This window comes from Paenibacillus popilliae ATCC 14706, from assembly GCF_000315235.1.
GTDB classification, from domain to species: domain Bacteria; phylum Bacillota; class Bacilli; order Paenibacillales; family Paenibacillaceae; genus Paenibacillus_B; species Paenibacillus_B popilliae.
Map to the genome: position 1 here is coordinate 15,728 of NZ_BALG01000160.1, position 12,705 is coordinate 28,432.

Sequence of the window (12,705 nt, forward strand, 5' to 3'; positions counted from 1 at the left end):
ATTAACGCGCTCCTTTCCGCTGTGCGGCAAGTTCCGCCTGACGCGGTACCGGTGTCCGAATCCTCTGATGCTCGCGAATCATATCGAGGAATTGGTCGAACAGATAGCTGCTGTCATACGGTCCTGGCGAAGCTTCCGGATGATACTGCACCGAGAAGGCAGGAGCCGTCGCATGCTTCAATCCTTCGATCGTCTTGTCGTTATTATTGATATGGGTAACCTGCAGGTCCGTGCCCTTGACGGATTCCTCCAATACGGTATAGCCATGATTTTGCGATGTAATATAGCAGCGGTTCGTCGCCAGTTCTTTGACCGGGTGGTTGCCGCCCCGATGTCCGAACTTCAGTCGGCCGGTATCCGCTCCGCAAGCGAGCGCGAAGATTTGATGGCCAAGGCAGATGCCGAACAGCGGGAATTCGCCGAGAAGTTCACGGACGGCAGCTACCGCACGCGGTACACTTTTGGGATCCCCAGGCCCGTTCGACAATTGGATTCCGTCGGGACGAAGGCGCCGAATCTCATCTGCCGTCGTATCATGAGGCACGACCACGACATCGCAGCCGCGCTTTGTCAGCTCTCGGAGAATGCCGCTCTTCGCACCGTAGTCTACCAGTACGATGCGCGCGCCCTCTCCGGGGCTGGAGTAGATATGCTTCGTTGAAGTAAGCGCGACCTGATCCGTGTGCGAATCCGTGCCGGCAAGCCGTTCCATCAGCGCTTCGACCGGCTCGGTCCCTGTCGTCAGGATTCCCTTCATCGTGCCGACGTGGCGCAGCTTGCGCGTAAGCATCCGCGTATCGATGCCGCTGATGCCGACAACGTCGTATTCCTTCAGCAGGCGTTCCACCGAATATTCGGCGCGCCAGTTGCTGGGCGCCAGTTCATGGCGGCGCACGACGAAGCCGTGCACATGCGGGCGTATCGCTTCGAAGTCATCCCGGGTAATGCCGTAATTGCCGATAAGCGGATAAGTCATCGTCACGATTTGACCGCAGTAGGACGGGTCGGACAGCACCTCCTGGTAACCTGTCATCCCGGTGTTGAACACGACCTCCCCCGTCGTCTCTCCGTCTGCGCCGAATCCGGCCCCCGTGAACAGCGTGCCATCCTCCAATAATAATCTAGCCTGCATATCCTTCACTCCTCGCTCTCTGTCGGTCCTTGCGGGATGGTCAATCTATCATGTTGGTATCCTGCCAGCCATAATACGATTTTGCATTCGCATTATTGTTTCCTCCATACGATGCGCCCGTCTACCATCGTCAAGACCGGCCAGCCCTTTAGCTTCCACCCCATGAACGGCGTGTTCCGCCCTTTGGACAAGAAATGTTCCGGGTTCACCTCGTGCTCCGCTTCCAGGTCGATTACCGTAATATCGGCAGGCGCTCCTGGCTCCAGCCGTCCGGCCGAGAGGCCGAATACGTTGGCCGGGTCCGTCGTCATCCGCCGGATGAGGAAGGACAGCGTCCATTTCCCGGTGGCGACGAAGCGGGAATAGAGCAGCGGGAAGGCCGTCTCCAGACCGACGATGCCGAACGGTGCCAGCCCCATTCCTTTGGCCTTCTCTTCTTCACTATGCGGCGCATGGTCGGTGACGAGAATATCGATCGTTCCATCCTCCAGCGCTTCGATGCAGGCTGCAACGTCGCAAGGCGAGCGCAGCGGCGGGTTCATCTTCCAGTTCGCATCCATTCCCGGAATATCTTCGTCCGAGAGCAGCAGATGATGCGGACAGACTTCCGCAGTGACCCGGATGCCCAACTGCTTCGCCTGCCGGATAAGGCGTATCGATTGCTCCGTGCTGACATGGCATACATGATAATGAACACCGGTCGCTTCCGCCAACAGGATGTCGCGGCCGACATGAATCGCTTCCGATTCATTAGGAATTCCCTTCAGTCCGTGCTTGCGTGCAAATTCTCCTTCGGTGACCGCCCGCCCCTTGACGAGCGAATCATCCTCGCAGTGGGCGGTAACCGGCATGTCCAATTCCTTGGCCAGGCTCATGGCATCCTTCATCACCTGTGAATTCTGAACGCCAACCCCGTCATCGGTGAAGCCAATCGCGCCGGCTTCCTTCATGGCGGCGAAGTCGGTCAGCTCCCGGCCCAGTTCATTGACGGTGATGGAGCCATACGGAAGAACCTTCACGATGCCTTCCGTCTCCGCTTTGTCATAGATGGCGCGAATCGTCTCTGGAGTGCCCAGTACCGGACGGGTATTCGGCATGCAGGCAATGGTCGTAAATCCGCCTTTGGCAGCCGATCTCGTCCCGGTAGCGATCGTCTCCTTATGCTCGAAGCCGGGCTCGCGCAGATGCACATGCATATCGATGAAGCCGGCCGAGACGAATTTTCCCTGCACATCGCATACTTCAGCCGTTCCGCCCGGTTCCGAGCCAGCAGGAACGATTTTTTTGATTTGTCCATCCTCTATCCATAAGTCTACAAGCTGAAGTTCGCCTGCTTCATTTAATATATTCGCATAAGCAATCACTAGCATGATGACGCTCCCCTCTTATCCCTGTACTTATTTCCGACGCTCCAACTCTCGAGGTGTTCCCCGCGGGTCACGCCATGGCCCGCTCCATAACCGCCATTCGCACCGTCACCCCATTTGCCATCTGGTCAAAGATGCGCGCCTGTTCGCATTCCACCACAGCGTCGTCGATCTCGACGTTGCGGTTCACCGGAGCCGGATGCATGATGATGCTGTGTGGATTCATTGCTGCAATGCGTTCAAGTGTCAATCCGTACTGAGCCCGATATTCCTCCGCCGGCCCGATCTGTTCTCCTTCATGCCGCTCCAGCTGGAGGCGCAGCATCATGACGACATCGGCCTGTATGGCTTCTTCGATGGAGATGTACGGGGCATCCAGGTCGTTCGCCCGCATATGCTCTGGTGCGCAGAAGCTGACCTGCGCTCCGAACTTTCGCAAGGCCCACAGATTCGAGCGTGCAACCCGGCTATGCTGTATATCGCCCACGATAGCCACGGTCAGACCGGACAGCTCTCCGAAATGCTTCCGCATCGTGTACATGTCCAGAAGCGCCTGCGTCGGATGCTCGTTGTTGCCGTCTCCGGCATTGACAAGCGGCATTTTGACCCGCTCCGCAATGTGTTTCAGAAGACCTACCGGTTTCAGGCGGATAACGCCTGCATCCATCCCCATCGATTCAAGCGTCCGCACCGTATCATAGATGGATTCTCCTTTATCCACACTGGATGCCTGAGCCGTGAAATGAATGACTTCCGCGCCAAGCCGCTTCTCGGCCACTTCGAACGAACAGCGGGTTCGGGTGCTGCTCTCGAAAAATAGATTCGTGGCGAATTTGTCCCTGAGCACATGGCTTACTTTATTGGGCTGCCGATTCCAGTAATCGGCACGGTCCAAAATGGACTTCATCTCCTGCTGGCTCATCTCCTTCAGACCGAGCAGGCTCCGTTCTTTCAGAGAACGCTCCATGTGAACTAACGCCATGTTGATTCCCCCCTGTGATGTATGATTTTCACTTCATCTGAACCATCGACTTCCTTCAAGGCTACGACAATCTCTTCGGTTCTAGAGGTTGGAACGTTTTTGCCCACATAATCCGGTCGTATCGGCAGCTCGCGGTGGCCGCGGTCCGCTAGGACAGCCAATTGAATCATTTGCGGCCGTCCTTGATCCACCAAGGCGTCCATCGCTGCCCGAATGGTGCGACCCGTATACAGGACGTCATCACACAGAATGATTTTCTTGTCGTGAATCGGGAAGGATGCGCTACGGTCGCCGTTCCGTTCAGGCTCGAGCTTGGCGTCGTCGCGATAGCGCGTAATATCCAGTTCGCCAACCGGGATATCCGTATTTTCAATCTGCCGGATTCGTTCAGCAATCCGGTGCGCCAAATAAATGCCGCGCGTGCGGATGCCAACCAGCACACAGTTGTCTATTCCCTTGTTCCGTTCTAGAATCTCATGTGTGATACGGGTCAAGGCTCTTCGTATCGCTGTCTCATCCATAATGATGTTCCAATCCGCCGAACTCATAACATGCATAACTCCCTTCGCTCATACATTGCATCATCCACAGAGGCGTTATTCGTACATTTCAGATAGCATACCACAAAAAAACTCCTTGCCCTCAGGCAAGGAGTTCATTGCTCGATGACAGCGTAGAAGGCTGCGACATCCAGTAAGATACATGATGATGAAGAGTACTCTGCTCACAGGCAGACACACTCCCCCGTTCTCTCGCATCACGAATCTTCTCGTTACGAACGATACCTTGCCAGCCTCTCGGGACTGATTTAAAGGTTCAATATTGGGTTCTCTAGGAATTATCCCACTTTGCTCACGACTTGTCAATACGTTTTCTTGAACCAGCAGAATATCGTCTCCTGTTCCGTCTTACCGGTTGCGCAGCATGTACAGCAAATGCTCCATATCGTCCGGCAGCGGAGCCTCGAACTGCAGCAATTGGCCGCTGACAGGATGAATGAAACCCAAGGTGGCCGCATGTAGGGCTTGGCCGTTCATCGTGATGCCGCGGATACCGCGCGTATACATCGGATCGCCGACGAGCGGATGACCGATATATTTCATATGGACGCGAATCTGGTGGGTTCTGCCTGTCTCTAATTGCAGCTCCACCAATGTGACATCTCCGAATCTCTCGGCTACCTGGAAATGGGTCACCGCCCGCTTGCTGTTGCGATCGGTCACCGCGAACATCTTCCGGTCATGGGGATCGCGGCCGATTGGCGCATCAATGGTGCCTTGATCATGGGCCAGATTGCCGTGAACGAGCGCCTTATATTTCCGCAGCACCGTGTGTGCCTTCAATTGAGCTGCCAGTTCCGTATGGGCGCGGTCGTTCTTGGCTGCCATCAGCAAGCCGGACGTATCCTTGTCGATGCGATGCACGATCCCGGGACGCAGTTCGCCGTTAATGCCGGACAGATCGCTGCAGTGGTGCATAAGGGCGTTCACCACCGTTTCCGACAGATGACCCGGCGCCGGATGAACTACCATCCCCCGTGGCTTATTGATGACGATGACGTCGGCATCCTCATAATAAACATGGAGCGGAATCGCCTCCGGCACGATATCCGTCGCGGTCGGCGCCGGAATCCGCAGCTCCATCTCGTCGCCGGCTCCAATTTTATAATTCGGCTTGACGCTCCGCCCGTTCACAAGCAAATAAGCATCCCGAATCCAGAGTTGCACCTGCGAACGGGATACCGATTCCTCCAACGATTCGGTTATGTATTTATCGATGCGCTCCCCGGCTTCCGCGTCGGTTACCGTCCATAGCAGCATATCCTGTTCCAAGCCTTCTGGATTGTCTTCCTCTGACGATGATGATGTTCGTAAGTCTGTCATGGCATCGATCCTTCCTTCGATTGTCCGTCTTCTGGACGGCCATGCTCGGCTTCATGCCGCCGAATCTCGGCCTCAAGCGCCTTTTCCCGCTTCACGGACAGCATCGCGTCAAGCAGTACCAAGCTGACACCGATCGTAATGCCCATGTCGGCGACATTAAAAATCGGAAACGTATACGCTCCGAAATTAAATTCAAGAAAATCGACAACCTCTCCTGTTAGCAGCCGATCAAGGAAATTGCCGAGTGCTCCCCCAAGGATAAGACTCAGGCCGATTGGCAAAATATGTCCTTGTTGATGTCGGATTTTGTACATATACCAAATTATTCCCATTGCGACAACAATCGTCACAATGACGAAAAACCAGCGCTGATCTTCAAGGATACTGAACGCGGCTCCCGTATTGCGGTGCGACGTAATGAAGAAAAAATTGCCGATGACCGGAATTTGCTCATATAGCGTTAATCGGGTCGCGATAATCCATTTAGTGCCTTGATCAATGAGAAACACGATCAAAGCGATAAGGTAATACCACATAGACAATTGTCACCTCATTATACAGGATGTAATCAGCACTCATTTTATCACAGGTTGAAAAAGCACGTCCAATCCAACCCAATCCGTCACGGTTTTTCCACGTAGTTTTTCCGCCCGATCGTACATGCTATAAAGCAGACGACACCTTAAGGAAGGAGTACGGCGGCCATGAATTCGTTAACATCACAGCAATTAGAGTCGCTCAAGCAGACGCTGCTTGACAAAGAGGCCCAATTGAGCCGCAAGCTGGCTCACAGCAACCATTTCGGACTGTCCCGTTCGCTCCGCGAAAATACCGGGGAATTGTCCAATGTCGACAATCACCCGGGGGATGTCGCCACCGAACTGTACGAACGGGGCAAGGATATTGCCTTGAACGAGCATGATGAATTTCTGCTCGATCGCATTCATAGCGCCCTGGATCATATCGACAAGGGGACTTACGGCCTATGCGCCGTCTGCGGACGCCCGATTCCGTTCGAGCGACTGGAAGCGGTGCCGTATACGATGTACTGTATCGAGCACGAGCCACAGCGCCAAGTGTCCGACCGCCGGCCGGTCGAGGAACAATTCCTGATGCCTCCCTTCGGGCGCACCAGTCTGGATGAATTGGATACCCAGAACGGCTTCGACGGGGAGGACGCATGGCAGATTGTCGAATCGTGGGGCACATCGAATACGCCGGCGATGCAGGAAGACGGCAATATTGATGACTATGATAATATGTACATTGAAGCATCCGACGATCTCGACGGCTTCGTCGAATCGTTCGAGAGCTTCGTCGCCACGGATATGACCGGAAGCGATGTGTACATCGTTCGCAATCGGAATTATCGGCACTATATGGACAGCGGGGAAGGAGAGCCGCTGCTCGAGCCGGACGAGACAGACTATTCGCAAGACGGCTCCGACGATGCCGGCGACGCTTATCAATAAAATTCTAATCCCTAAAACCTTTCTGGGAGGATGATACTGGCGAGCCGCCGGCATCGCCCAGTTCAATACATCTTCGTATCCAACTGGCGCTGCACGATGCGAACCAGATCCGCAATGAAATCGCCGATAATCGGCAAGTTCAAGGCACCGAGAAGCTGTAAAATATAAGCAATCAGAGCAGTGAACAATGTGACTCCGATGGCGACACCGACTCCCCGTGCGATGCCGCCCATCAGATTGACCCAGATCAGCCTTCGTGGATTGAAGAGCAGTTCCGTATACTCGTCAAGACGGGATTTCTCCATTTTTTGCGCCAGACTGACCGTATAATCATGAATCGTCTTCATCATTTTTCGTTCTTCCCACTCATTTTGCGGCACAGCGGCAGGGATTTCCGCATAAATTTTCTCCGTCTCTGTCCGGTTCTCCCGTTTGTCGTTCTCCTCTTGTTTGCGCATGCGTATTACGCCTCCTCGTACAAGCCGAATGGCAAAAAAGAGCGTGACCTTCCGTTCCCCGCAAGGTCCACGCTCTTCTTCCATCCCACATTCCGGATTCAAGCGCCTGTCTTATTGTTGCCACGAGTCAGGCTGCTCATTCCGCACGATTCGATCCGCCCAAGGGCATTAGGTCATCCGCACCCGGATCGTCTTCGAACCGACTTCGATCGTCTCCATGCCTTCGATCTCCCCGAAGGCAACCGAAGCGACCAGCACATTATCGCGCAGCGTCGCAGCGAACGCTTGAATCGCCGCAGTTAGCTGCGTATCGGCGTCAATGACAAGATCGACCCGCTTCTCTATCGGGAAATCAAGCTTTTTCCGCGTATCCTGAATGCCGCGAACGACTTCTCGCACCCAGCCCTCTTGCTCCAGCTCCGGCGTAATTTCGGTGTTGAGCGCCACGGTCATTTGGTAACCCGAAGCCGAGGCAAACCCGGCCTTCGCCTGCTTTTCCACGAGCAGCTCATCACGCGTTACTATCCATTCCTCGCCATCCGCTGCAGTGAATGTCCACTGTCCCTGCTCGACGATGCGCCGCGTCTCGTCGGCCGGCATCGACTTCAAGGCGTTCTGCATCGGACCGACGTTTTTACCATACTTCTTGCCTGCCACCTTCAGATTGAGCTTCAAGACAAAATCGACAAATCCATTGTCGCTCGTCTCCACACGAATCTGCTTTACATTGATTTCGTCCTGAATGATCGCCTCGTAATCCGCCAGATGGAACGGCCGATCAAGGGAGATGATCAGCTCGGAGAGAGGTTGTCTCGTCTTAATTCCGGTCTCGTTGCGAACGTTGCGGGCCAACTCTACAATCTGGCGGGCCGTCTCCATATCCTGCTCCAGCACCGTGTCAATAAGCGACTCGTCCGCTTGTGGGTAATCGTCCAGGTGCACGCTCTCGCGCTCGCCGCCCAGATTGGTGTAGATATCGTCGGCAACCATCGGCGCATAAGGCGCCACCAGCTTCGCCAAGGTCAAGAGCACCTTGCGCAGCGTCTGGTAAGCCGACAGTTTGTCATCGGTTATGCCGCTGCCCCAGAAGCGATCGCGGGAACGGCGGATGTACCAATTGCTCAGCTCGTCCACGTAGGTTTCAATCGCTTTGGCCGGATTCAGGAAGTCATTCGCCTTTAGGCCCTTTGTCACTGTCTCGATAAGAGAGTGCAGACGGGACAGAATCCAGCGGTCCAGCTTGTTGGCCGACGCGCGCTCTTCATAAGCTTGCGCATCATACTGATCGATATGGGCATACAGCACATAGAAGGCATGGGTATTGACGAGCGTATCGATCACCTTGGACTTCGCTTCCGCGACAATCTGCTTCGAGAAGCGCTTCGAGTTCCATGGCGCGCTGTCCGACAAGAGTGCCCAACGGAAGGCATCCGTGCCGTACTCGTTAATGATTGCCCACGGATCGATGACATTGCCTTTCGATTTGGACATTTTTTGTCCGTTCTCATCCAAAATATGACCCGTTGCCATCACGGCCTTGTATGGGGCCTTGCCCTTGTACAGCGTCGATACGGCCAGTAGACTGAAGAACCAGCCGCGCGTCTGGTCGATCCCTTCGCAAATCATATCGGCCGGATATTGCTCCTTGAATGCCTGTTCATTGCCGAAGGGGTGATGGAACTGGGCAAAAGGCATAGAGCCGCTGTCGAACCATACGTCGATGACTTCCGGCGTACGCTCCATTACGCCATGCTCGCAGTGCGGGCAACGCAGCTTCACTTCGTCGATATACGGCTTGTGAAGCTCGATATCCTCCGCTACGGATCCGACCGAGCGTGCGATCAGATCTGCGCGGCTGCTAGGTGAATATTGTTTCTTACAGGAGGAGCATACCCATACGTTGAGCGGCGTTCCCCAATAACGGTTCCGGCTAATGTTCCAGTCGACGAGATCGTCGAGGAAGTTGCCGAAGCGGCCAGCACGAATGTGAGATGGATACCAGTCCACCTTGCTGTTGTTTTCAATTAATTGATCTTTAACCGCTGTCGTCTTTATGAACCAGGATTCCGTCGCATAATAGAGCAGCGGCGATTTGCACCGCCAGCAGAACGGATAGCTGTGCTCGTATTTTTCCTTGCTATAGAGCGTCTTCTGCTCTGACAATGCCTTGACGATGTCAATATCGCAATCTTTGACGAAGCGGCCTGCGAAGTCGGTTACTTCCGGCGCATAGCGCCCATGGGTGTCTACGACGCTGACGAAGCTGATGCCATTATCGCGGCAGCTCCTATAGTCGTCTTCCCCGTGCGCCGGAGCCATATGGACGATCCCGGTTCCGCTCGCATCTGTGACGAACCCGGCTGCGACGATAAGATGGCCTTTCTCTGGCTTGATGTAGGTGAAGGGGGCATCGTAGGTTTTGCCGATAAATTCAGAGCCTTTATGCTCCGACAGAATCGTATACTCGCCCTGCATGACGTTATCGACGAGATTGTGGGCTACGATATAGACGCCGTCCTCCTGTTGCACCCGCACATAATCCATGTCCGGATTCATTGCTAGCGCCGCATGGGCCGGCAGCGTCCATGGCGTCGTCGTCCAGGCCAGCACGTATTCCCCGCTGTCCTTCAGCTTGAACTTGACGGTGGCTGACAGATCCTTAACCGTCTCATATCCTTGCGCCACCTCATGCGAACTGAGGGTCGTCTGGCAGCACGGGCAGTACGGGCTGACGCGATGGCCGCGGTACAGCAGGCCTTTGTTGTGAATCGCGGACAAAATATGCCATACGCTTTCGATGTAGCGATTGTCGAGCGTAATATACGGATCGTCCAAATGGGTCCAATAGCCGATCGCTTCCGTCAGCTCCCGCCATTGCTTCTCATACTCGAAGACGCTAGCTTTGCATTTCTTGACGAATTGCTCGACCCCGTACTTCTCGATCTCCTGCTTGCCGGAAATGCCCAGCTGCTTCTCGACGCCCAGCTCGACAGGCAATCCGTGCGTATCCCAGCCGGCCTTACGGAGGACGCGGTAACCGGACATCGTCTTGTAGCGACCGATGAAGTCCTTGATGACTCGGCCCAGCACATGTCCGATATGCGGCGCTCCGTTCGCCGTCGGCGGTCCTTCATAGAACACATAGTTCGGCTTGCCTTCGCGCTGTTCGATCGATTTCTGGAACGTATTCTGTTCATTCCATCTTTGCAATACCCGCAGTTCCCGCTCGCGGGCCCGCTCTTTCACATCCACTTTTTTCACGGTTCCTCTTCCTTTCTTATTAAGTCCCTACCTGTTAGAACATAAAAAACCCCATCCCAAAAGGGACGAGGTCTCTCGCGTTACCACCCTTGTTCCATTACCGCCGCTCAACCAGACAGTATGGCACTCTGTGCGCGCAGCAGTCTACTGGCGCTCCCGGATAACGGCCGACTGCCGGACAAGCTTACCTCCATCGCGATGACGTGCACCGCCGGGCTCTCGGCTTGCCTTCTCTGGGATGATGTCCGGTCACGTTGTGTTCATCGGTTCCCACCCATCCCGATTCTCTGGTCGAACTCCAAGCGTGACGGCACGTTCCCGTCATTGAATATGCGATATACCATCCGACCGGAATTCGATACAGGCCGGATCGTCAGTTAGCAAACAACATATGGAATAATACATAGTTATATCGCGTTTTGCCCGAAATGTCAAATCATTCCGCCGGACGCTCAATAGAGCTCTTTCACCTCGGTCCGTTCCGCGTGTTCCAGTCCGTCCCAGCCGTCCTGGCTCAGCAGTTCCAGTTGCGCCTCGACCAGCGTGCGGAAGCGCGTGCGGTAGATAGACGCCTGCTTCTTCAGTTCCTCAATCTCGATCGCGACCTTCCGCGATTTGGCCAGCGAATCATTGATGATCCGATCGGCATTCTTCTCCGCTTCCTTCAGAATAAGCTGAGCTTCCTTCTTGGCGTTGTTCCTCACTTCATCGGCCGCTTCTTGAGCAACGATGATCGTCTTGCTGAGCGTCTCCTCCAGGTTGGCGAAGTGGTCCAGCTTCTCCTGCAGATGGAGGGAATGGTTCTGCAGCTCTTTGTTCTCCCGGATAAAAGCTTCGAAATCTTTGATGATCTGATCTAGAAATTCATTCACTTCATCTTCATCGTAACCGCGCAGCTTGCGGCTAAATTCCTTGTTATGTATATCGAGCGGTGTCAATGACATGCTGTGCACCTCCTAATATTTACAACCCTTGCAGCGATTAATATTCAATTCGACATCCTCTGCCAAAATTCCTGCCAAGTGTGCCGCAACATCATCAGGTGAACGTCCCGACCGTAACCCAATAGCGGCCCCTCTTCGTCAACCCTTCCACATCGATAACCTTGAACCGTCCGCAGCCCTGCAAGGAAACGACGTCACCCGCTCGGAGCAGGACGGAAGGGTTCTCTTCCACCTTCCAATTGATCTTGCAGCGGCCCGCCCTGATCGGCGCTACGATCTTCGTGCGGCTCAAGCGGAACACGTCGCTAGCCATTCCGTCCAGACGCAAGGAAGCGACACTCAGCTTGGCCGTCTTCATCTCCGCTTCCACCGCTTGCAATTCGGACAGAGGAAGGATATCCGTCAAGACGCTCACCCGGTGAACCTGGCGCAGATGCGTATTTACGAACGGCGCCATCTCCTCCGTTACCAGCACATGGCAGCGATCAGTGGAGATATGAATATCTCCAATCTTCTCCCGCTTGATGCCCAGGCCAAGCAGCGCGCCAAGAAAATCACCATGTTCCAGCTCGTCCCACTTCCGGTCAGGCGCGGTGATCTGGAGTACGGAGATTCCCACATCCTCCCCTTCGGCATATACATAATCGGGTGCTACCAGGGCTCGCTTGCGCTCTGCCTGCGCAAAGCCGCCGTCCAGGCGGAGTTGAACATCCCGGCACCGGTTAACCAACGTCGCCGTAATATACGCCTGCCTCGGATCCAAAAAGTCCGTCCGCTTCACCTCATGTCCTTCGGACGCGCGCCGCACCCACTCCCACGCGCGATCGACGAACACCCGCTCGTCAGGATGGAAGTGGACATACAGCTTCTCGTTACCCTTCATTCCTTATTCCGCCTTTTGCCGAGCTCCTGTGCCTTACGCATCGCATGTCTAGAACAGGTACTGCACAACGGCAACCAGACCCATGTACACGAAGCGGAGCGCGAACAGGGCGATGATCGGGGAAATATCTAGCATGCCGCCAATCGGCGGGATGATGCGCCGGAACAGACTCAAATACGGCTCTACGATCTTGCCTAAAATCTCGCCGACAAAGCTCTCGCGGACATTCGGGAGCCAGGACATCAACACATAAATAATGATGAGCCACGTATAGATTTCATACAGATAGCCCAAATACTGTATCATCGTATATTCCAGCAACA

The 12,705-nt window shown here is 54.6% G+C and carries 12 protein-coding genes; 1 reads left to right on the top strand and 11 read right to left on the bottom strand.

Features of this window, described 5'->3' with window-relative positions; translation table 11 throughout:
• Window position 1 precedes the first annotated feature (1 nt).
• From PPOP_RS10915 to lspA, 6 genes are all read right to left on the bottom strand, one after another.
• On the bottom strand, window positions 2–1,132 hold the full coding sequence (locus PPOP_RS10915; RefSeq protein ID WP_006286397.1) for a carbamoyl phosphate synthase small subunit: 1,131 nt from the start codon (window positions 1,130–1,132) through the stop codon (window positions 2–4).
• A 92-nt stretch (window positions 1,133–1,224) separates the two neighbouring features.
• Window positions 1,225–2,502: a dihydroorotase gene (locus PPOP_RS10920; protein WP_006286398.1), complete on the bottom strand. Its 1,278-nt coding sequence runs from the start codon at window positions 2,500–2,502 to the stop codon at window positions 1,225–1,227.
• A gap of 67 nt (window positions 2,503–2,569) precedes the next feature.
• Complete coding sequence (locus PPOP_RS10925) at window positions 2,570–3,481, bottom strand: aspartate carbamoyltransferase catalytic subunit (protein WP_006286399.1); 912 nt, start codon at window positions 3,479–3,481, stop codon at window positions 2,570–2,572.
• Complete coding sequence (gene pyrR / locus PPOP_RS10930; protein WP_006286400.1) at window positions 3,472–4,029, bottom strand: bifunctional pyr operon transcriptional regulator/uracil phosphoribosyltransferase PyrR; 558 nt, start codon at window positions 4,027–4,029, stop codon at window positions 3,472–3,474. Before pyrR ends, PPOP_RS10925 begins: the two co-directional genes overlap by 10 nt.
• A gap of 360 nt (window positions 4,030–4,389) precedes the next feature.
• The gene (locus PPOP_RS10935) at window positions 4,390–5,364 is read right to left on the bottom strand and encodes an RluA family pseudouridine synthase (protein WP_006286401.1); all 975 of its coding nucleotides are present in this window, start codon (window positions 5,362–5,364) and stop codon (window positions 4,390–4,392) included.
• A complete protein-coding gene (lspA, locus tag PPOP_RS10940) occupies window positions 5,361–5,900 on the bottom strand; it encodes a signal peptidase II (RefSeq protein ID WP_006286402.1) in 540 nt (179 codons plus the stop codon). Before lspA ends, PPOP_RS10935 begins: the two co-directional genes overlap by 4 nt.
• 168 nt (window positions 5,901–6,068) lie before the next feature.
• Here lspA and PPOP_RS10945 point away from each other — a divergent pair, with 168 nt between their 5' ends.
• Window positions 6,069–6,836, top strand: coding sequence for a TraR/DksA C4-type zinc finger protein (locus tag PPOP_RS10945; RefSeq protein WP_006286403.1), 768 nt, complete (start codon window positions 6,069–6,071; stop codon window positions 6,834–6,836).
• Between the two features lie 62 nt (window positions 6,837–6,898).
• On the opposite strand, the gene PPOP_RS10950 is transcribed toward PPOP_RS10945, so the two are convergent.
• From PPOP_RS10950 to PPOP_RS10970, 5 genes are all read right to left on the bottom strand, one after another.
• Window positions 6,899–7,294, bottom strand: a complete 396-nt coding sequence (locus PPOP_RS10950) for a DUF5665 domain-containing protein (RefSeq protein ID WP_006286404.1) — start codon at window positions 7,292–7,294, stop codon at window positions 6,899–6,901.
• 168 nt (window positions 7,295–7,462) lie between these two features.
• Window positions 7,463–10,555, bottom strand: coding sequence for an isoleucine--tRNA ligase (gene ileS, locus PPOP_RS10955; RefSeq protein ID WP_006286405.1), 3,093 nt, complete (start codon window positions 10,553–10,555; stop codon window positions 7,463–7,465).
• A gap of 452 nt (window positions 10,556–11,007) precedes the next feature.
• The gene (locus tag PPOP_RS10960; RefSeq protein ID WP_006286406.1) at window positions 11,008–11,499 is read right to left on the bottom strand and encodes a DivIVA domain-containing protein; all 492 of its coding nucleotides are present in this window, start codon (window positions 11,497–11,499) and stop codon (window positions 11,008–11,010) included.
• A gap of 94 nt (window positions 11,500–11,593) precedes the next feature.
• Window positions 11,594–12,382 (bottom strand): YlmH family RNA-binding protein, encoded by a 789-nt coding sequence (locus PPOP_RS10965; RefSeq protein ID WP_006286407.1) that lies wholly within the window; start codon window positions 12,380–12,382, stop codon window positions 11,594–11,596.
• Window positions 12,383–12,430: 48 nt separating this feature from the next.
• A complete protein-coding gene (locus PPOP_RS10970; protein WP_006286408.1) occupies window positions 12,431–12,703 on the bottom strand; it encodes a YggT family protein in 273 nt (90 codons plus the stop codon).
• Between the last annotated feature and the right edge of the window lie 2 nt (window positions 12,704–12,705).

Bases quoted from the DNA above. Each gene is read 5' to 3' on its own strand.
- PPOP_RS10920 (WP_006286398.1), bottom strand. From the start codon at position 2,502: ATGCTAGTGATTGCTTATGCGAATATATTAAATGAAGCAGGCGAACTT.
- PPOP_RS10925 (WP_006286399.1), bottom strand. From the start codon at position 3,481: ATGGCGTTAGTTCACATGGAGCGTTCTCTGAAAGAACGGAGCCTGCTC.
- PPOP_RS10935 (WP_006286401.1), bottom strand. From the start codon at position 5,364: ATGACAGACTTACGAACATCATCATCGTCAGAGGAAGACAATCCAGAA.
- PPOP_RS10950 (WP_006286404.1), bottom strand. From the start codon at position 7,294: ATGCGCAAACAAGAGGAGAACGACAAACGGGAGAACCGGACAGAGACG.
- PPOP_RS10965 (WP_006286407.1), bottom strand. From the start codon at position 12,382: ATGAAGGGTAACGAGAAGCTGTATGTCCACTTCCATCCTGACGAGCGG.
- PPOP_RS10915 (WP_006286397.1), bottom strand. From the start codon at position 1,132: ATGCAGGCTAGATTATTATTGGAGGATGGCACGCTGTTCACGGGGGCC.
- pyrR (WP_006286400.1), bottom strand. From the start codon at position 4,029: ATGAGTTCGGCGGATTGGAACATCATTATGGATGAGACAGCGATACGA.
- PPOP_RS10945 (WP_006286403.1), top strand. From the start codon at position 6,069: ATGAATTCGTTAACATCACAGCAATTAGAGTCGCTCAAGCAGACGCTG.
- PPOP_RS10960 (WP_006286406.1), bottom strand. From the start codon at position 11,499: ATGTCATTGACACCGCTCGATATACATAACAAGGAATTTAGCCGCAAG.
- lspA (WP_006286402.1), bottom strand. From the start codon at position 5,900: ATGTGGTATTACCTTATCGCTTTGATCGTGTTTCTCATTGATCAAGGC.